The sequence below is a fragment of the Eubacterium sp. F2 genome (genome assembly GCF_046244355.1).
Lineage (GTDB): Bacteria > Bacillota > Clostridia > Peptostreptococcales > Anaerovoracaceae > Aminicella.
The window spans coordinates 523,312-542,077 of the sequence record NZ_CP176393.1 but is presented as its reverse complement, the minus strand read 5'-3'; the positions used below and the strand labels follow the sequence as shown (position 1 = coordinate 542,077).

The 18,766-nt window shown below is 47.5% G+C and carries 14 protein-coding genes and 1 other RNA gene; 11 read left to right on the top strand and 4 right to left on the bottom strand.

Features of this window, described 5'->3' with window-relative positions; genetic code table 11:
• Positions 1-37 precede the first annotated feature (37 nt).
• Complete coding sequence (locus ACI77B_RS02130; protein WP_409336044.1) at positions 38-1,459, bottom strand: ISLre2 family transposase; 1,422 nt, start codon at positions 1,457-1,459, stop codon at positions 38-40.
• Between the two features lie 155 nt (positions 1,460-1,614).
• Between ACI77B_RS02130 and ACI77B_RS02125 the strand changes: the two genes are divergently transcribed.
• From ACI77B_RS02125 to ACI77B_RS02100, 6 genes are all read left to right on the top strand, one after another.
• Positions 1,615-2,592: an RluA family pseudouridine synthase gene (locus ACI77B_RS02125; RefSeq protein ID WP_409337160.1), complete on the top strand. Its 978-nt coding sequence runs from the start codon at positions 1,615-1,617 to the stop codon at positions 2,590-2,592.
• 48 nt (positions 2,593-2,640) lie between these two features.
• On the top strand, positions 2,641-3,186 hold the full coding sequence (gene lepB, locus ACI77B_RS02120) for a signal peptidase I (RefSeq protein WP_409337159.1): 546 nt from the start codon (positions 2,641-2,643) through the stop codon (positions 3,184-3,186).
• A gap of 101 nt (positions 3,187-3,287) precedes the next feature.
• Positions 3,288-3,758, top strand: coding sequence for an SsrA-binding protein SmpB (smpB, locus tag ACI77B_RS02115; RefSeq protein ID WP_409337158.1), 471 nt, complete (start codon positions 3,288-3,290; stop codon positions 3,756-3,758).
• Between the two features lie 264 nt (positions 3,759-4,022).
• Positions 4,023-4,383, top strand: a transfer-messenger RNA (tmRNA) gene (gene ssrA / locus ACI77B_RS02110).
• 564 nt (positions 4,384-4,947) lie between these two features.
• Entirely contained in the window at positions 4,948-6,180 is a 1,233-nt protein-coding gene (locus tag ACI77B_RS02105) for an ATP-binding protein (RefSeq protein WP_409337157.1), read from the top strand.
• Between the two features lie 392 nt (positions 6,181-6,572).
• Positions 6,573-7,238, top strand: coding sequence for a hypothetical protein (locus ACI77B_RS02100; protein ID WP_409337156.1), 666 nt, complete (start codon positions 6,573-6,575; stop codon positions 7,236-7,238).
• Positions 7,239-7,373: 135 nt separating this feature from the next.
• Here ACI77B_RS02100 and istB read toward each other — a convergent pair whose 3' ends face one another.
• Together istB and istA are read right to left on the bottom strand one after the other, a co-directional pair.
• Entirely contained in the window at positions 7,374-8,135 is a 762-nt protein-coding gene (gene istB / locus ACI77B_RS02095; RefSeq protein WP_409337155.1) for an IS21-like element helper ATPase IstB, read from the bottom strand.
• A complete protein-coding gene (istA, locus tag ACI77B_RS02090; protein ID WP_409337154.1) occupies positions 8,128-9,408 on the bottom strand; it encodes an IS21 family transposase in 1,281 nt (426 codons plus the stop codon). The genes istB and istA overlap by 8 nt, the downstream gene beginning before the upstream one ends.
• 596 nt (positions 9,409-10,004) lie before the next feature.
• On the opposite strand from istA, the gene ACI77B_RS02085 reads away from it, so the two are divergent.
• The 3 genes from ACI77B_RS02085 to ACI77B_RS02075 all read left to right on the top strand — a co-directional run bounded on the left by ACI77B_RS02085 (position 10,005) and on the right by ACI77B_RS02075 (position 15,529).
• Positions 10,005-13,004: a Spy0128 family protein gene (locus ACI77B_RS02085; RefSeq protein ID WP_409337153.1), complete on the top strand. Its 3,000-nt coding sequence runs from the start codon at positions 10,005-10,007 to the stop codon at positions 13,002-13,004.
• A gap of 437 nt (positions 13,005-13,441) precedes the next feature.
• Positions 13,442-14,233 carry a ZIP family metal transporter gene (locus ACI77B_RS02080; protein ID WP_409337152.1) on the top strand — a complete coding sequence of 264 codons (792 nt, stop codon included), beginning with the start codon at positions 13,442-13,444 and terminating at the stop codon, positions 14,231-14,233.
• A gap of 192 nt (positions 14,234-14,425) precedes the next feature.
• Positions 14,426-15,529, top strand: coding sequence for an alpha/beta hydrolase (locus ACI77B_RS02075; RefSeq protein ID WP_409337151.1), 1,104 nt, complete (start codon positions 14,426-14,428; stop codon positions 15,527-15,529).
• A 313-nt stretch (positions 15,530-15,842) separates the two neighbouring features.
• Here the strand turns inward: ACI77B_RS02075 and ACI77B_RS02070 are convergent, their stop codons facing one another.
• On the bottom strand, positions 15,843-16,823 hold the full coding sequence (locus tag ACI77B_RS02070; protein ID WP_409337150.1) for an Ig-like domain-containing protein: 981 nt from the start codon (positions 16,821-16,823) through the stop codon (positions 15,843-15,845).
• A 203-nt stretch (positions 16,824-17,026) separates the two neighbouring features.
• Here ACI77B_RS02070 and ACI77B_RS02065 point away from each other — a divergent pair, with 203 nt between their 5' ends.
• Both ACI77B_RS02065 and ACI77B_RS02060 read left to right on the top strand, forming a co-directional pair.
• On the top strand, positions 17,027-17,332 hold the full coding sequence (locus tag ACI77B_RS02065) for a hypothetical protein (protein ID WP_409337149.1): 306 nt from the start codon (positions 17,027-17,029) through the stop codon (positions 17,330-17,332).
• 143 nt (positions 17,333-17,475) lie between these two features.
• Positions 17,476-18,603 (top strand): M20/M25/M40 family metallo-hydrolase, encoded by a 1,128-nt coding sequence (locus ACI77B_RS02060; protein WP_409337148.1) that lies wholly within the window; start codon positions 17,476-17,478, stop codon positions 18,601-18,603.
• The last annotated feature ends 163 nt before the right edge of the window (positions 18,604-18,766 follow it).

The following is an 18,766-nucleotide window of genomic DNA, read 5'->3' as shown; positions in this document are numbered from 1 at the left end:
AGTCCATGCATAGGCTGCGTTACAGGCTCACGCTCAATCAGCTTAGCAGGTCTCTTGCCACTCCACAGCTCTTGATCAGCATCTGGGTTCCGGAAGCTCCATCCATGACAAAAGGCTCTCCTTCAAAAATACTCCAGTCATGCAATTCCTCTTTCGCCTGTTGAATGACATGATCCGCATATTCAGCGTATTTCTCCCGAAGAACGTTCTCAGCTTTCTCCTTATGCAAATCCTCTGCTTTCAGTTCGCCGCCATTGATCAGGTACACTCTGATATCGCTCAGCCTCCCAAGCCCTTCATCGCTCCATCCCTGCGGCTCACGGCTAAACCGTTTCGACAGAATATGACTGACCAGTCCTTCTGTGCAGCTTCCCGGCATATCTTTCTTGAACCGGTTCACGATTGGCTTCCAGTTTCCGTTCAGATAGACGCCGAATCGGTTGACTTTTTCTGTCAGCCTCTTGTCTTCCTTCGCGTCATCCAGCAGTTCCTGTATGCATCGATCGGCTCTGCTTCGATCATTTTTTTGCACGGCGTCCATGATCACCGTTTTCACTCTTCTCTTTGGAAAACTGCCTGCCAGTGACCGCAGGGCCTTCTGGAAATGAAACCCATCCATAACGTGAACAACATTGCCAAAATCGTCCAGTCCGTTCCTGATCCAGTTTCCGCCGTCTCCGTGAAGCACGATCTTCTCCAGCACATCCATGTCATATTTCTTTTCGATGAACCCTTCTACGGTCTTCCACAAACGTCTGGTATTGAAATTCTCATCGACAAAGCTCACAGGCTCTACAGTCGCATTCCGATGGGTACCGATCGGTCGTATTCCTTCTGTTACGGTCACCAGCGGAACAATCCTGCTCCGCTTTCCCGGCTTCTTGCCTGCTTTCTGCATATGCACGTGGTCCTCATCAGCAAAAACATGGAGCACACTGACCTTTCGTTTCGCCTTCGGCACTGCGGCCTCTGGAACATTCACTTTCATGATGCAGTTCCTCACTGTCTGTCTGCTCAGTTCGCCTCCCGTCACGATATCAGAACTCTTCGCATAGGATACGTAGGCTGCATGCTCGGCCAGCCACTTCCCTATAACCCGGTCGACGCGTTCATACTTTGGTAGGCCGAGGATCTCATCCAGAAGGAATCGATGCTTCCCGCTGTTCTTGTCATAGTAATAGCTCCGATCGATTCCGATCGCGCCGAATTCTGTGTAGATCGTCCGCTTCCTGTCTCTGGCTTTGATCGTGAATCCGAGCTGTTTTCTGCCGGCTTTGTCATTTCTCAGTTCCTGATCGAGCCCCTCCGCAGCTGCACGGATGAACCTGGCGGTCGTTTCCTTGCAGTATCTCATGAGCTTCGCGCTGGTCTCTTCCCATTTCATTCCTTCGTGAGGTTTTAATGTTTCCAGAATATTTTCCAGGAATTCCGTTGCGATTTCATGTATAATAGATGCCATAGGGATCTCCTTTCGAGTGCATAGATGTAATTGTTTCACTATTATCTTAGCACTTGGAGATCCCTTTTTCAGTTTCTAAAACCCCACTAATACTTTACACCCTCAGAGTATACATTCTTTATTTCTCAGATGTGCTGATGTATAATACACTAAGTATGGTTACATTAGAAATAGGAAAAAATGAAAAACAGCAGCGCCTGGACAAGTTCCTTCGGAAATACTTGGACGCCGCACCGCTCAGCGCGGTCTATAAGATGATCAGAAAAGACGTGAAGGTCAATGGAAAGCGCCGGAAAGAGGACTATATCCTTCAGGAAGGCGATCAGCTGACCCTGTATCTTCACGAAGATGAACTGGCTCGGCTTCAGAAGCCGCGCAGGGTTCAGCATGCGAAAAAACAGTTTAAAGCCGCATATGAAGATGACGACCTTCTGATTGTCGTGAAGCCTGCCGGTCTGCTGACGCATGGAAATAAACAGGAGCACCGCAACCATCTTGCCAACCAGGTGCTGGATTATCTGATCCAGAACGGGCAGTATGACCCGAGGACGGAGAAAACTTTCTCCCCAGCTCCGGTGAACCGCCTGGACAGAAATACGTCCGGCCTGGTCATTTTCTGTAAGAATTACGAGGCTCTGCAGACTTTTAATGCGATCATCAAGGAGCGCGGCCGCGTGCATAAACGGTATCTGACGCTCGTTTCTGGCTTGCTCAGGAGGCCTTTGTCCCTGACTGACAGGATGGAAAAGGATGAAGAGAAGAACCGGGTGAGCATCGCGGATGAGGGAAAACTCATGCACACGGAAGTACGGCCGCTCTACTCGACGGACAAGTACGGCGGGTTTACGCTGGCGGAGGTGGAAATTGAGACCGGAAGGACGCATCAGATTCGTGTTCAGCTGGCTGCCGCGGGACATCCGCTGGCGGGAGATCCGAAATACGGCGATCCTGAGGTCAACCGGACGGTGAAAAAACGCTGGGGTCTGTGCTCGCAGTTCCTGCATGCATGGTGCCTGGAGTTCGAGAATATGCCGGAGAAATACGCCTATCTGAACGGAAAGCGTGTGACCGCGCCGCTGCCGAAAAAGCTGGACGCCGTCTGCAGGGATCTGTTCGGACGCGTTGAATTGTAAATGGGGGATATCATGAGAGCTGAAAATAATCAGAAACAGGGGAGATCTGTGGGAAAAGCAATATTATACTGGGTTATTGAAATCGCCGTTGCCGTGGGCATCGCGCTGCTGATCATTCAGGTCATCCGGCCGACCGTGGTCCGCGAGACATCCATGCTGCCGAATTTCCAGGATGGCAACTATCTGTTCGTTTACCGCCTGGCCTATAAGGGCGGTAAGACGCCGCAGAAGGGCGACGTCATCATCTTCAAGTCGAAGCTGACAACCGCGAACGGAAAGCCGAAAATGCTGATCAAGCGTGTGATCGGCATGCCGGGCGACAAGATCACGATTCAGGACGGCAAGGTCTGGATCAACGGAAAGGAAGACAAGCAGTCGTATACGCATGATAAGGAGACGAATTCCGTCAAGACCAATTACGTCGTGCCGAAAAACCACTATTTCTGCATGGGAGACAACCGTCTGGTCAGCATCGACAGCCGTTACGCCAGCGTCGGGTCTGTGGCGAAGAACAAGATCGTCGGCAAGGTCGTATTCCGGCTCTTCCCGTTCAGCGAGATCGGCACCATCAAGAACCCATATAAATCGAATTAACCGGGACAAAAAGAAACGGGCAAGGCCGCAGAGCATTGAAACGCCTGTGCCGGAAACCCGGAAAAAGAATGCGCTCTCCCGGACTGCCAGGAGGTTTAAACGTGAAAAAGAAAGATGACGGCTATAAACTGGCCGCAAATAATAAAAAAGCGCGCCATGACTATTTTATCGAGGAAACACTGGAAGCGGGAATCGTGCTGACCGGAACGGAGATCAAGTCCGTCCGCGAAGGAAAAGTCAGCATCAAAGAAAGCTATGCCCGCGTAGAAAACGGAGAAGTCTGGCTGTACGGGATGAACATCAGCCCGTATAAACAGGGAAACCGCTTTAATGTGGATCCCCTGAGACCGAGAAAGCTGCTGCTTCATAAAAGAGAAATCCGCAAGCTAATCGGAAAAGTCACTCTGCAGGGCCTGACCCTGGTTCCTTTGAAAATCTACATCAACCACAAAGGCCTCGCAAAAGTGGAAATCGCAGTTGCACGGGGAAAGAAAAACTACGATAAGCGAGACACCATGGCAAAGCGCGATGCAGAACGGAAAATGGACCGTGCTGTAAAGAATTGGAAATAAAGCCAGATTTGACAAACACACATATATAGAGTAGAATAATCGTAGTTAGAGATATCTAATATCGTGACTTTGATACAATAATAGTTATCTGTGTATGAAGTTGGATGAACTCTAACCCAGACTGCCGGCGGCTTAACGAGCGTGCTGACTGCCCCCAGACCGCCGCAGCCTGTTTCATCAATTGTACGGTTTACCTGCCTTGTTTTATGTGTATAATAGAGATAACAAACCAGACCGATCGATGCCGGCCAGGCATCGTATCATGGGGATGTAAAGGTTTCGACGGGGGTATAGAAACTTCATAAGCGGGCCGCAGTCGCCAAGTCTGCGTTAAAAATGGCAACTTTAAATTTAAACGCTAACAATAATAATAGCAATTTAGCACTGGCTGCCTAGTTCAGCCTGCTTGTCATCTCCGGCTCACCTGCAGACCGGAACCATGGCATCGACTCATGCAGGAAAACTTATCTGAACGTCCCTGATCAGATAAGGAACTAAGGGATAGCGAAATCGCCAGTCTGCTGATGGACGGACGATGGGGCGAATCATAAAACACCAGCTGCGCCCGGAGAAAATGAGGCGGAAATGTTTTCGGACAGGAGTTCGATTCTCCTCATCTCCATTACGTTAGAGACGGTTGCGTAAGCAGCCGTCTCTTTTTAGTTGAAATGAGGAGAATCGAATTATAAACTCCTCATCTCGGGAGACCTATCCCCGTGAATCCAAGCGTATTATGCATTATAATTACGCGCCGGATGAACGGCGGAAGGTCTCCTGTCAGGCCTGCCGCAGAGAGCAAGCCAAAGGCGTAGCTCGATGCGCTGCAGGCTGCGGCCTTGTAAATAACTACGATGTTCGACTGGCTGGCTGCACATTGTACATGACAAATAACAGAATGGAATTGACAAGCAGCGAGTGCGGCGAAGCGCCGGCAGAGCGCAAGCCGGGATAGCGACGTGTCGTACCAGCTGGACTCTCCTCATCTACGGCGCGGCAAGATGCCGGATTAAGCATGCATTAGTCCTTTTTCTGTTATTGATGAGGAGAATCGGACTCCATTGATAAAAATTGCAGTTAACGTTACAGAAAATGATAAAAGCAAAAATTATGCAACGTTAACTTGCTGCGTACATGAATAAAGCCTATAATATTTTTAGATGAATGTAGCGAAATAAAAGAGAGGTCAGCCATGGATTTATTTAAACGAGAAAAATATTTATGTAAGATTTGGGGCTTTTATGATAGTCCGGATATTATTAAAGTAATTACCGGTGTCCGGCGCTGCGGTAAATCCTGTCTTATGGAGGAAATTTCAGATGAACTTCGCCAAAAAGGTGTGGCTGAGGATCATATTATTTACTTGAATCTGGACAAGCGGTCCTACAGGAAGATTCGCTCGTCGGATCAGTTGGATCAGCTGATTGGCGGGTTGATTCGACCGGAAGGTCTGAATTATATATTTATTGATGAAATACAGAACGTTAAGGGATTCGAGGAGGCAGTGAATGGATTCAGAGAAGAAGGAAACTGCTCGATCTTTATTACAGGTTCGAATTCCTATTTGCTGAGTGGTGAACTCGCAACGAAATTGACTGGTCGTTACATTGAATTCGAAATGTATCCGCTGACATTTGATGAATATGAACAGATGAAAGAATTCTACCACATCGAAGTGGATACGAATCCGGTGATCGAACTTCAGCATTACATTCTGGAAGGAGGCTTCCCCAGAAGTCTTCAGATCGATTCTCTGGAGGATAAGCGAAATTATACGCGCAGCGTAGTAGAAGAAATCTTTGAGAAGGATGTGCGACAGCGAATCAAAATCCGGAACAAGGAGAGCTTTGAATCAATCCGGCAGTATCTGATCAATAACTTTGGTGCGACAACCAGCATTAAAAATCTGTACGATGATTTACATAAGAATGGTCATACGATAAGCCGTCAGACATTGACCAGATACATTCAGGCCCTTGTTGATGCCAAAGTTTTATACAGATGCGAACGATTTGATACGAAATCCAGAAGATCTTTATCCGGTGGAAAAAAATATTATATTTCAGACCTAAGCTTTTTCTTTGCCTTAAATACGGATAACAGGATCAATTACGGGCCAGTACTTGAGAATATTGTATATTTCTATGCGAAGAGCCTGGGGTATTCAGTAAGTGTCGGACGGATTGGAAAACTGGAGTGTGATTTTATTATACGTAACCATGCTATGAACTATGCCTATGTACAGGTCTCCTATACGATTGCGCTGAGTAAGGAAACAGAAGACCGGGAGTATAGACCTTTAGAGAAAATTATGGATAATTATCCGAAATATATTTTGACCACGGATTATCTCCTTCAGCAGAGAAATGGAATACATCACGAAAATCTAATGGAATTCATGAAAGATAGTAAGGACTTTTTTTAATTGCTGTTTCTGTGATGCTTATCTTTTCCCGAAATAGCTGTATGAGATATTTAACTCGATAGAAACCGAGTCAGAAAAGACCGAGTTGTTCTGGACAATAATAGATGTAACAATCTGGTTTTATGTATCTTCTGCCGACGGGGGAGACCACCGTTGGAATAATAGCAGATAAAACAGAAAGTCGAAAGGAGTTCAGAAGAAATCAATACAGCCACTGGCAGCCACCTGTCTTGACAGAATGGGTAAGAGATAATAGATTCCCGATGCCTAATATTCTGATGTTTTCGTCTTTAATTCAGTTGATCAAAAAATAAATTGCAATGCGCACAATAGATGCGATAGCATATATTATATCAGAAAGCAATGTGAGAAAAGGAGTGTGAATGATGAAAATGGATAAATTGCAAACCCGAATACGCAGAATCGCAGCAGTTGTAATAATTCTGGCTATGACGGTGATGCTGGCCGGCTGCGGCCTGACAGAGTCCCCAACACAGGTGACTGAGAAATTTCTGAAGGCGGTGCAGGAGAGCGACAGCGATACGATTAAAGATGTATATGCTGATGGCAGCTTTGATTTGTCCGATAATATCTATGACACAGAGAAAAAGTCGGAGAAGAATAATTCTGAATCAGCGCTGGATAAAGAGATGGAGAAGCAGCTTCAGAAGAAGCTTCTGGATTTCGATTATGAGGTCCTCAGTGAAAAGGTCAATGGTGATAAAGCGACCGTAAAGGTGAAAATCAAGACCTATGCATTTGGATCCGCTTTCTCAGACTTCGTCAGTGATTACATCGAACAAGCATTTGCGCTGGCCATGTCGGGCGCAAGCGATAAGAAGATCGATGAACTTGCCACGACACTTTTCAGCCAGAAGCTGGAGAAACTGAAGAAGAAAAATTACTCGAAAACAGTTTCCATCAAGCTGACAAAGGATGATGGCAAGTGGAAAATCAATAAACTGTCCGAAACCGGTGATTTCATGAACGCTATTTCCGGCGGCCTGATTTCTACGATTTCGAATTACGCGGATGCATTTTCTGACAGCGATGAATAATAATGGCGGGGATGCTGCATGATGCTCAGATGGGCGTTATGCAGCATCCCCCTTTTTATTTTCAATGAGGATTGTTATCTGTCAAGCAAATATGCTCATTTTCTCTGGAATAAAAATGTACAAATCATCCGGTCATCATGATGATTCAACCTCCTTATCTGTCAGATCTTTCAGACGATACGAATCTCCTGTTATGGGCACAACATGCGCATGATGCAGAATCCGGTTCAGGATTGCGTCCGCGACTACTGCATCATAAAACACACTGTCCCAGTCGCCGAAGTTGATGTTCGTGGTCAGAATCATACTCTTTTTCTCGTATCTCATGTCAACAAGCTGAAAAAACAGATTCGAGTCTTCCTTGTCGATTGGCAGATAGCCGATTTCATCAATAATCAGCAGTTTGTAACGATTGAAGTGCTTCAGTCTTGCCTCCAGACGGTTCTCCAGTTTTGCTTTTTTTAGTTGCTGAAGCAGGTTGCTGCATTTGATAAAGTAGGTGCTGTTATGATGCTGTGTGGCTGCAATTCCAATGGAAGTGGCCAGATGCGTTTTTCCGACACCGCTTGAACCAAGAAATACGATATTCTCGGCTCTCTCCAAAAATCCAAGTGTGCAGAATTCCTGCATCTGTGTTTCACTGACAGAAGGCTGAAAACTGAAATCGAAATCTTCCAGAGTCTTTACAAAAGGAAATGCGGCCGCATGGATTGTGTTCTGTGCGGCAGAGCGCTCCTTGAAGTCTACTTCGTAATTAGTCAGTCTCCACAGGCCTTCCGTAAAGGACAGATTGTCCGTCCCCACTCGGTCTGCCACTTCCTGCAGATGAAGTTCCATCTGGCGCATCCTGAGGGTTTCCAGGTTGTTTATGGTCTGCTGATAAATGCTGTTACTCATATACTGCTCCTAATTGTTTCAAATTTTCTTTGGCCCTCTGCCGGAGATTTGCTTCCGAAAAAGAGTGTGTTTTTCGGGCAAGCTCCTCGTAGTGTTCCCGCTGATAATTAATCTTCCCCTTTGACAGTGTATGCAGGGCAATGAGTTTCATGTTACAATACACATGAATGGTTTCATCATAGACCTGCAGGGTGACTGTCCTGCCAATGTATTCTGGTGGTACGGAGTACTGTCTTCCGCGGTATCGGAAGAGGCTGGCGTTATCTACGCAGACTTTATGATCAATCAATTGATAGGGACGTCTGATGCGATTTTTGGGTAACGGAGCAAGGGCGTCTCTTTCTTTTTTCATGTACATCAGAGGAACCCTTCCTGTACCCGGATGCACCCTGCTGTTTTCCCGGTCGTTAATCCTTGCCAGAAGCTGTGCAAAGCCGGTGTAGGTCAGCTTTCCGTTGTATGCTCTCAGCTCATCCAGAATTCTCATAGGGGCTTCCACCTTGCCTTTTGTTTTAGGTGTTGCAGCTATGCAGGGCTGTACCTGAAAACCATAGTCATCTGCAAACTGCTGAAAACGGATATTGACTTTTCCTTTTGATCCCTTTGTTCTTGGTTCATCCATTACCGTTTTTATGTTGTCTGTAACAATTTCCTGCGGCACACCGCCAAACGTTTGAAACGCATTATCCAGAAGAGCAAGCAGAACATCCTGCGTCTTTGACATGGACATCCGGTAAACCCGGTATCGGGAAAAAGAAAGAAGCAGAACAAAAATATTGATTTCCACCCATCCCCGGTCAGTGGTCAGGACTTGAAGGGATTCTTTCCAGTCCAGCTGTGCCTGTTTTCCGGCAGGAGTTTCATAGCGGACAAATGCCGGAGATGCCGGCCTTCGTTTATCAAAATATGCTTTGAATTCCGGGATCAGATTCAGATAGTAACAGAAATTGGAGTAGGAGCCACGGTAATCATGATTGTCTCGCAGATACTGCCACAGAACTCTCCGGTAGTAGAACAGCTGCTCATTTTCATCGGAGAGAAGCTCCCGGATAATCTCCGTGTATGGGGTCAGACAGTTTGTGGAAGAGCGGTGTTTGGACTTCCTGAATCCGTTGATATACTTTCCGACCGTTCTTCTGTCTACACCAAGCTCACGGGCAATCTGGCTCTTGTTGATTTTGAAATTTGTTGATTCCATAAGTGGTTTTAACTTGTGCAGATCCTCCAGTTTAGTGATTTTAAGATTTGTAACAATTGGCGAGTTGATGATCATTGACATGCCTCCTTTCAGACGATGTCAATGATACCAAATGTACATTTTTATTCCAGAGCTTTTGTACAAGAATGATTATGACATAACAACTATTCGATTCTGAATGGATCCAGCCAGAATGCGTATCTGATCGAAGAAGAGAAAACGGTACTCGTCGATACCGTATGGATTCCGCACAGAGTCGTAAAAAGCGGCATCCCCTGGAGAGATTTTGGGTCACCTCAATTCAGGGGGATGCCGCTTTTCACGATGCTTGTTTTATTGGTTCGTTATTCCAAAGTAATGATTGCCGTATGAAGACTGTGCTTTCTTCTGCAGGACGCATTCGCTTGATCTGATTATGGGACATGGTGTATCCGATCGTGTCAATCCTGTTCAGCAAATGTTCAGATGTTCGTATAAAAACAGATAGAGATGCACAGAAAAGCAGAGATGAATTAATTGAATATTAAGAATAAAACGATATCGTTTCATCGTAACGATCTGCTCTGATGAAAATATTTTGATTTACATTTCCTAGTTGTATGATATATAATTGTCGTAATTCAGAGGGATATATGTTATTTTTATCACATCAGAGAAAAGGAGATTAATGGATGAGAGGAAAACATTCACGAAATAGAAAGAACCGGCCGCTAGTCATCGTGCTGAGTTTAGCGATGATTTTCTCGGCTATGACGGCGTTCTGGTCGTTTGGGGAGGGAGGGGACAGCAGTGGCGGCAGTACGCTGACGGTGACATCTCCTTCCGGGACAGGAACGGAAACTCAGACCGGCAGTACAACTTCCAATGGAACAGAAGGCGATGGATCGCCTTCAACCGAGACGAATAAATCACCGGTATCTGGCAACAGTTTAGTTCCGGGTACAGACAGTGGTACGCAGGTGCAAAGTAGTACGGGGGCTGCAGATAATAAGGCGTCGGATACAGGAGAGGAATCAACCTCAAATGGAGGGGCATCTTCAAATGCTGAAGGAAATTATACCGTAATCTTCGATCCGAATACAGGCATGCATTCTATTCCAAAAGCGGGAATGATTTTGTATTGTATGAATAATAAGTTGGTGTGGCCACATGAAGAAATAGGCGTCAGTGGAAACGTGCCAACATATTATAAACGTAGCGATTTGGATTCCACCGATTTTAGTAATAATGATAATGCATATCGACATTATAAAGCCCATAGCGATGAATTTAAGCAGGAATTAGCTGCGATTCTTTATGCGGGATACCCAATTAATGGGTTGAACTTATATAACATCAGTAATGAATCGAACACTCAATTATTGACAGAAGAACAATGTAACAATATGCTAAATGCTCCTACAATTTTACGAGAAGCGTTTCCAGATAGCATTGGGGATCATATATTTACCTATGAGAATTTAAAGAAAGGTACAGATGAATTTACCCATATTCAACATTTTCTAACTGATGTTCAGCTAGGTGTGGAAAATAAAAAGGGTTTAACAACAGCTGAAATTACATCGATGCCATTTTATAAATTAGTATCCTTATTAACTCTTGGCGCAGATTTGAGGAGTTATCCACAAGCCTATCCATCTAGAGAGGTTTCTGTCAGTGACGCAGTTACGGCAACAAATTCTGCTGTTTGGAAATTGATGGCCGACTACAATGTAAATGATAACGATATAAGTACGCTTTCTTCACCTCTTGCTAATAATATCTATGAGGCATCAAAAAAATCTGAATCATTAGGCACTCAACAACCACTTTCGAATTCTATCAAGCTCGTGAGCGCTGATGGTTCGGATCCATCGTTTAAGTATAAAAATGGGAAATGGTATAGTGGAAAATTAAAGATTGATGAAAGTGGCCCGTATACAGGGTTGACATATACCATAAGTTGTTCTAATGATGACGTTAAACCATTAGGTAATATTAATCAGGTGACTTCGGATCAGGAGTTTATTCTTGAATCAGATACCAAACCGGAAAACGTTCAAGTGAAAGCTACATCTTCTGAAATACGATGGATTAAGTCTTTAGCTTTTTTTTCTCCGAGTGGTAATCCGGACATCATAAAGAATGGGACAACAACACATTATCAAAATATGATCGGTGTTGAGATTGGGAAAGATACAATTTCTACAGAGTTATCCATCGGTAGTAAGGCTGGCGGTTTAACCATTACAAAGAAAGTCGAGGGTGAATCGGATTCAAATAAAACCTTTAAGATCAACATTACACTTAAAAACGCAGACGTTGAAGGAAATTACGGAACTGAATTTACATACAATAAGGAAACAGGAAATTCTACTGCATCAATTGAATTGAACGCGGGTAACACAAAGACTATCGAGAATCTGCCTTCAGGGCTTGAATACACAGTATCAGAGGATGCGGATTCGCAAAAAGGGTACACAGTGATGTCCGCAAATGCAGATGGTACGGTAACAGACTATGCTCAAAATGACAACCAACCTGTGAATGTGGTTATACAAAATACGAAGACAAATACAGATAAACCAGCCTCTGATACGAGAACACTGACGTTAAATAAAATCTTCGATGGTGCAGGAGCTGCTTCGCTTACGGACAGCGAGAAAGAGAACCTGTCTTTTGACATTAAGGACGGCAGCGGAAAGACTTTTGTAACCGTTCCGTATAAAGATTTTACGGATGGATCCTGTAAGATTGAGGGCATTCCTGTCGGAACTTACACGGTTCAGGAAAAAGGAATTTCTGACAAAGTTACGACCAAGTATATTGTCGGAAGTAAAGAAACGCAGGAGATTACAATTTCAAAAGGTGGATCTTCAGCAATGACAATCACGAACACATATCCGGATAATCCACCGGTAGTTCCAGACGTCCCGTCAGTAACTGTCACCCCTGCTTCCGCCGACCTTCGCGTCCAGAAGCTCATCATCGGCAACGACGGAAACTGGCCGGAAGGCGCATCGTTTACGATGAACCTGCAGGCAAAGGATAATGCGCCGATGCCAGACGGCACGGTAAACGGGGTGAAGAGCATCACCGTCAGCAGTGAGAACCCGGCGTCCTTTGGAACGATCCAGTACGAGAAGGCTGGAACCTATCATTACATTGTCACGGAAAGCAAAGGCAGTGATAAGAATTTCACCTATGATGAAACCCAGCACCCGGTGACGGTGACAGTAACCGAAAGTGCCGATCACAAGCTGACAGCATCGATTTCCGGCGGAAACTCCTCCGGCATCGTGGAGATCAGCAACCATTACACCAAGCCGAAGGAAGAAAACGGCGGCAAAGAGGAAAACAGCGGCGGAAATAAGACGAACGGGAGCACGAACAACTCTTCCGGCAAGAATTCTTCCGGAGGAAGTAAGACCAACGGTTCCACGTCGAGCAAGACGAATAGTCAGGTTCAGCCGGCCAATACCAAGACGCTGAAAAACAGTCTGGCAAAGACCAATCCGTCAGGATCCGCGGACTCTTCCGGAAACGCTTCCGGTTCCCTCGTCCGCACCGGAGACCAGACTGACTTGGCTGTGATGATCGCGCTCCTGCTCACCTCGGCCTGCGGACTGGCTGGCGTTCTGGCACTGAAGAAAAAACGCCGTGATGACCGGACTTCCGAGGACCGTCAGTAAACGGTTTTTCCGGAGACAATCCGAACAAGTTAAGAGAATGGCTTTCCATTTCGTCTGCGTCTCTGCAGACTGATCCGGCGGCCGGACTGTGCTGAGCATGGTCCGGCCGTTTTTAGCGGGAAACTCTGTTGCTATGTATCCGTTATTGATGAAGAGCTCCAGCTGGGGGAAGATTCGCCCGACTGATTGCTCTTTAAAAAGGTATGCATAATGAATCAAGGGGCAGTACATTCCTGGTAAAAAGGAAATTAAGCTGACCTTGCTTATTGCATTTCTATCTTTGGAGTAAGATGATAAGATAAAGGTAAGAGGTATAAGAGCGGATGATCCATGAAGCGGAGGCAGAAAATCTGCAGACTGCGCAGAAGTAAGAAAATTTCCGGATCCTTTTACATCCTCTGAACATCACCGTAAAAATGCGTTACAATGGAGGGAGCATGAACATACAGGCAGTTTACGGCGTCCTGATACCGTTTATGGGAACGACTCTGGGAGCAGGATGCGTATTCTTTATGAGAAATCAGTTAAGTCAGAAAGTAGAGCGGATCCTGCAGGGATTCGCAGCCGGCGTCATGACGGCGGCTGCGATCTGGAGCCTTCTGGTTCCGTCCATGGAGCAGAGCCGTGCCATGGGAAAGCTGGCGTTTTTCCCTGCATTCGCCGGGTTCTGGATCGGCACACTGTTCCTGCTTCTGCTGGACCACGTGATTCCGCATCTCCATCTGAACAGCGAGGAGGCCGAGGGGCCGTCCGGGGCCAAAAGCCGCCTGACCAAGACGGCGATGATGGTTCTGGCCGTCACCCTGCATAATATTCCGGAGGGAATGGCCGTCGGCGTGGTCATCGCAGGATGGCTGGGCGGAAACGCCGGACTGACTGCCGGAGGCGCGCTGGCCCTGTCCCTGGGCATCGCGATCCAGAATTTTCCTGAAGGAGCCATCATTTCCATGCCGCTGCATTCTGAAGGCATGGGAAAGGGAAAATCGTTTCTCGGCGGCTTTCTGTCCGGAGTTGTGGAACCGGTCGGGGCGCTGATCACCATCGCGCTGTCCGAGCTGATGATCCCGGTTCTGCCGTATCTTCTGGGTTTTGCGGCCGGCGCGATGGTCTACGTCGTGGTGGAAGAGCTGGTGCCGGAGATGTCGCAGGGCGAGCACAGCAACGTAGGTGTCATTATGTTTGCCGTCGGGTTTACCATGATGATGGCCATGGACGTGGCGCTGGGCTGATCTTTCTGCAGACAAAAATCAATGCACAAGCTGAAAAGGTCCGGGTGGTGCTGCCCGGCAGTTTTTCACAGGACGGAGTTTCCTGATCAGAGAGATTACAAGCCGGAGACAGGCAGTGTGTTTCTGCGATCTGTGTAAACTGCAGCGAAAAACAGCAGATAAAGAAGATAGAAGATAATAAGAGGGTAAGCGATGAAAAAGAAAAGATACAGGATTCACAAGAGATTTTACGTATTCGTGGCGCTGCTGGTCATTCTGATTGCAGCACTGTGCGTCCACTTCCTTGGCGGGGGAAATTTGTCCGGAAAGAATAAGGCGGCGTCCACAGGGAAATCACAGAAGACGCAGTCGGAAACCGTGAAGAAAGGCGGCAGTAATGAGACTGCGGCAAAGACAGAATCTGCGGAGCCTCCGGCGGTGTCCGGCATCAAGACGATGCCTGCATCCTATGAAAACACTGCGCCGGCGAAGCAGCAGGGCAGTCTGCATGAGATTACCTACACGGTAAAAATCAACGGCGTGACCTATAAGCGTCCGGCGCTGGTTTACCTTCCGGCGGGCTACACGTCATCAAAGAAGTATAATGTTTTCTATTTGATGCACGGCTACGGCGGCACTTATCATACCTATCTCGGCTGGACCACAGGCCCGCGGCCGTTTAAGAACATTCTGGACCACATGATCGCGGACGGAAAGATCAAGCCGACCATCGTCGTTGGTGTGGAATATAACTCGGTCTACGGCAATTATTACTATGGACAGCTGGACACCGTGAGCAAGGAAATCGTGCAGAATCTGGCGCCGTACGTAGAGTCAAAGTATTCCACCTACGCGTCATCCACGAGTGAAGAGGGTCTGACAGCATCCAGAGCACACCGGGCAATCGGCGGATTCTCCATGGGCGGCTGCGCAACCTGGCGCGCGCTGAAAAATTATGCCGACGTCTTCCAGTATTATCTGCCGATGAGCATGCCGATGTACTACTATGGAAGTTCCGGCGGCTACGAGCAGGTGCAGAGCCAGAGCAGCGCAAAAGAAATCGCTTCCGGCGTGAAGAAGAAGGCGGCCGGAAAGAAGGTCTACGTGTTCGCGGCGACAGGAGGCGCGGACATGATGAACCAGGGCACCGAGATGCAGGCAAAAGATCTCAGCAAGCAGTCCGGCTTTACCTGGGTGGATCCGACATCTGATTTCAGCAAGGGAAACATCACCTTCTGCTCCTGGCAGGGACACACCCACAGCTACATGCAGACCTATCCGTATCTGTATAACGGCCTGATGCGTTTCTTCGGGTAAATATACAGATGATCGATTAATATATTCTCTGCAGACCCATGGTTTCACGGATGTCGAATTATCAGACAAAAATAACCCGCCCAAGGTGACAATGAAAGGCCGGTGCCGGAAGCTGCGTCTGCAGCTCCGGCACCGGCTTCATCTTTTCAATGCTTTAATTATGCGCAATCTGACAGCATGTGTGAACTGCCGGCTGCCACTTGCGGGGAGCTGACCCAGTGCGCTGTTTTTCGATTAATCATCGGCAAACGACCTGTACCTGCTGGCCGGTCTTCCCGCGAGAAGGCTGTTTCCTCAATGCCGTGCGTTCAGATTATTTTGCTGCGGTCAGCGCATTCAGTGCGATGTATCCGCCTGCCAGGTTGTAGATGTTGGATTCACTGACACCTGCTTCTTTGAGGAGTGCGTATCCCTTTCTTGCATATGCATTTCCGGAGTAGCAGAGAACGACGTATTTGGTTCCTGCCGGGTCGCCCTTGATGGCTGTCTGGATTGCAGCAAGTGCCTGATCGTGCGCGGAGTCGGATTTTACATAAGCGTCCATATCGGCGTTAACTGCGCCATCAGCATGACCTTTTGCATAATCTGCTGCTGCTCTGACGTCGATGAGTTTCCAGCCGGAAGTTTTATTGTCAGCAATGGACTTCACTTCTTCTGCACGGATTCCGTTCATGCCGGTTGTAACGGTGCAGGATGCGGTGAGACCAGTCTCATTGTTCTTGACGGTGATTGTGGTCTTTCCGTCTTTCACTGCAGTTATGACACCTTTGGCGTCGACCGTTGCGACTGTCGGGTCTGCAGATGTCCATGTCTCGCCCTTGTCATAAACGCCCTTGCCGATGGAGTATCCCAGCTTGGCTGTTCCCTTGAAGGAAAGGAACTGCTGGTCCAGTGTGATGGCTGTCGGCTTTACATCTTTAACCTTGATCTTGATGGAAGCTTTGACTTTCTTGTTTACTGCAGATGTTGCGGTGATCTTGACAGTACCGTTTTTCTTACCGGTTACAATGCCGCTCTTGGAAACGGCTGCAACCTTGGTGTTGCTGGACTTGTAAGTCAGCTTTTTGGAAGCTTTTGCCGGCTTGATGCTCTTGACGGACAGTTTTGCAGCGGCTTTTACGTCGATGGTGGTGTAGTTCGTCTTCAGAGTGATTTTTGTCGGCTTTACGGTTTTCGCCTTGCTTTTGGCTTTTGCCGCGTAAGAATTGCTGGTCATGCCTGCATAAGCCAGGATCATGCCTGCGGAGAGCGCGACGGTAAGCGCGCGCTTCGTGAATGTGGATGTGAGTTTCATCTTGTTCCTCCTTTAATTCATACTGGTTTTGTGTGAAATGTGTAATTTTTCACGCGTCTCATAGATTTATTATAGCGGTCTGACGGAAGAAAAATACAGATATCGGTAAATATAGAAAAATTAAATACAGAGTAGATGGGATGACGATGAATGTATATAATAGGGATACGTCTGATTGGGATTGAGGACAGGAGGATACTGTGATGAACAGGCGGGAAAAACTGAAGCAGGAAGTGATCGAAGCGGTGGAGAAGCTGGGCTGTCCCGGGGAATTCGGCGCGGTCATTGCGGACAGCCTTGGCACAGAGCTGACGATGAACCGGATGCTGGCCTATCTGCGGGCGGCCAGTCCGGGGAGTGAAGAGGAGATCGCGGATGAGATGCTGGCGATTTTAAGCGACCGGGACCGCTGGCAGGAGAAGATTATCAATGAGCACTACAACCGGAAATACAATGAGTATCTGTGGTTTTACAGAGATCAGGAGGAAGATCCGGATCTGGATGAATAGCAGAAGACCGCGATATCCGATTCGGTGTTGTGCAGAAAATGATGGATTCCCCGAATCGTGCTGCAATAGAATGCATGCGGATGCGCAGAGGCCGCATCGGGGCGAGAATGGAAGTTTTTTACCAGAAAGGGAATAAGAGGACTATGAAAGAGATTAACCAGCAGCGACTGGTGAAACGTTTTATCGAACTGACAGAAATCGATTCGCCGTCTTTTCAGGAGAGGGAGATGGCAGATTACCTGCAGCGGGAGCTGAAGAGGCTGGCTGTGGTGGTTCACGAGGATGACAGTGCAGAGAGAATCGGTGGAAATTCCGGGAATATCTACGGCTGTCTTCCGGCAAAAGGAACGCGCAAGGAGGAAGCCGCGCCGCTTCTCTTCCTGGCGCACATGGACACCGTGGAACCGGCACGTTCCCGCAAGGCCATCCTGCACGAGGACGGCAGAATCACCAGCGACGGCACAACTGTGCTGGGTGCAGATGATCAGGCGGCGCTGGCGGTCATGTTAGAAGTCATCCAGGAACTGCAGGAAGAAAACGCAGAGCATCCGGAACTGGAGTTTTTATTTGCGGCTGCGGAAGAAGCCTACACGGTCGGTACTTCCGCAATGGATCTTTCCGTGTTTAAGGCAAAAGAGGCCTTTGCGCTGGATCTGAGCGATGAAACCGGAGGATATTCCGTGCAGGAACCGACGCTGATTTCCTTTACCGTTCAAGTGCGAGGTAAAGCGTCACACGCCGGATTTGATCCGGAAGACGGCATCAGTGCCATCACAGCGGCATCTAGAGCGATTGCCAGGATTCCGCAGGGCAGGATCAATGATCACTCTACCTTTAATATCGGCATGATTCAGGGCGGAAAAGGTACGAACATTATTCCTGAACAGGTGGAAATCCGCGGGGAACTCCGCTGCACCGTGCATGAAGAGGCGCTGAAGATGTATGAGGACGCAGTACGGATTTTCCATGAAGAGGCAGAAGCCATGGGCGCGTCCGTATCGGCAGAAAAAACGGTTCATCTGAAAGCGTATCATGTGGAAGAGGATGATCCGGCATTGCGGCGTTATAAACGGGCAGCGGAAACGCTGGGGTATTCCGTATTCCCGGTAAAGACTTTTGGCGGCAGTGATGTGAACGTGCTGCGCAGAAATGGTATAGAGGGGCTGTGCATTTCCGGCGCGATGCATAATGTGCATACGACGTCTGAGTACACGACGGTTCAGGAACTGACGGAAGCGGCGGAAATTGTAAAACAGATCATGACTGAATAAGTAGAAAGCGAGCAGCTGCACGGAATCAGGAACCGGTACATCGGATACCGTGCAGCTGCCCGTGTTGTATAGATAGATTCTATTGGCGATACATCCGGTTTCGTTGGATAATGATAAATAGAAAGAAAAATACAATTTCAGTGTCTTAACACACTGGAGCGTC

Coding starts and splice junctions, on each gene's coding strand:
- ACI77B_RS02130 (WP_409336044.1), bottom strand. CDS start 1,459: ATGGCATCTATTATACATGAAATCGCAACGGAATTCCTGGAAAATATT.
- ACI77B_RS02125 (WP_409337160.1), top strand. CDS start 1,615: ATGGTTACATTAGAAATAGGAAAAAATGAAAAACAGCAGCGCCTGGAC.
- ACI77B_RS02105 (WP_409337157.1), top strand. CDS start 4,948: ATGGATTTATTTAAACGAGAAAAATATTTATGTAAGATTTGGGGCTTT.
- ACI77B_RS02100 (WP_409337156.1), top strand. CDS start 6,573: ATGGATAAATTGCAAACCCGAATACGCAGAATCGCAGCAGTTGTAATA.
- istB (WP_409337155.1), bottom strand. CDS start 8,135: ATGAGTAACAGCATTTATCAGCAGACCATAAACAACCTGGAAACCCTC.
- istA (WP_409337154.1), bottom strand. CDS start 9,408: ATGATCATCAACTCGCCAATTGTTACAAATCTTAAAATCACTAAACTG.
- ACI77B_RS02085 (WP_409337153.1), top strand. CDS start 10,005: ATGAGAGGAAAACATTCACGAAATAGAAAGAACCGGCCGCTAGTCATC.
- ACI77B_RS02080 (WP_409337152.1), top strand. CDS start 13,442: ATGAACATACAGGCAGTTTACGGCGTCCTGATACCGTTTATGGGAACG.
- ACI77B_RS02075 (WP_409337151.1), top strand. CDS start 14,426: ATGAAAAAGAAAAGATACAGGATTCACAAGAGATTTTACGTATTCGTG.
- ACI77B_RS02070 (WP_409337150.1), bottom strand. CDS start 16,823: ATGAAACTCACATCCACATTCACGAAGCGCGCGCTTACCGTCGCGCTC.
- ACI77B_RS02065 (WP_409337149.1), top strand. CDS start 17,027: ATGAACAGGCGGGAAAAACTGAAGCAGGAAGTGATCGAAGCGGTGGAG.
- ACI77B_RS02060 (WP_409337148.1), top strand. CDS start 17,476: ATGAAAGAGATTAACCAGCAGCGACTGGTGAAACGTTTTATCGAACTG.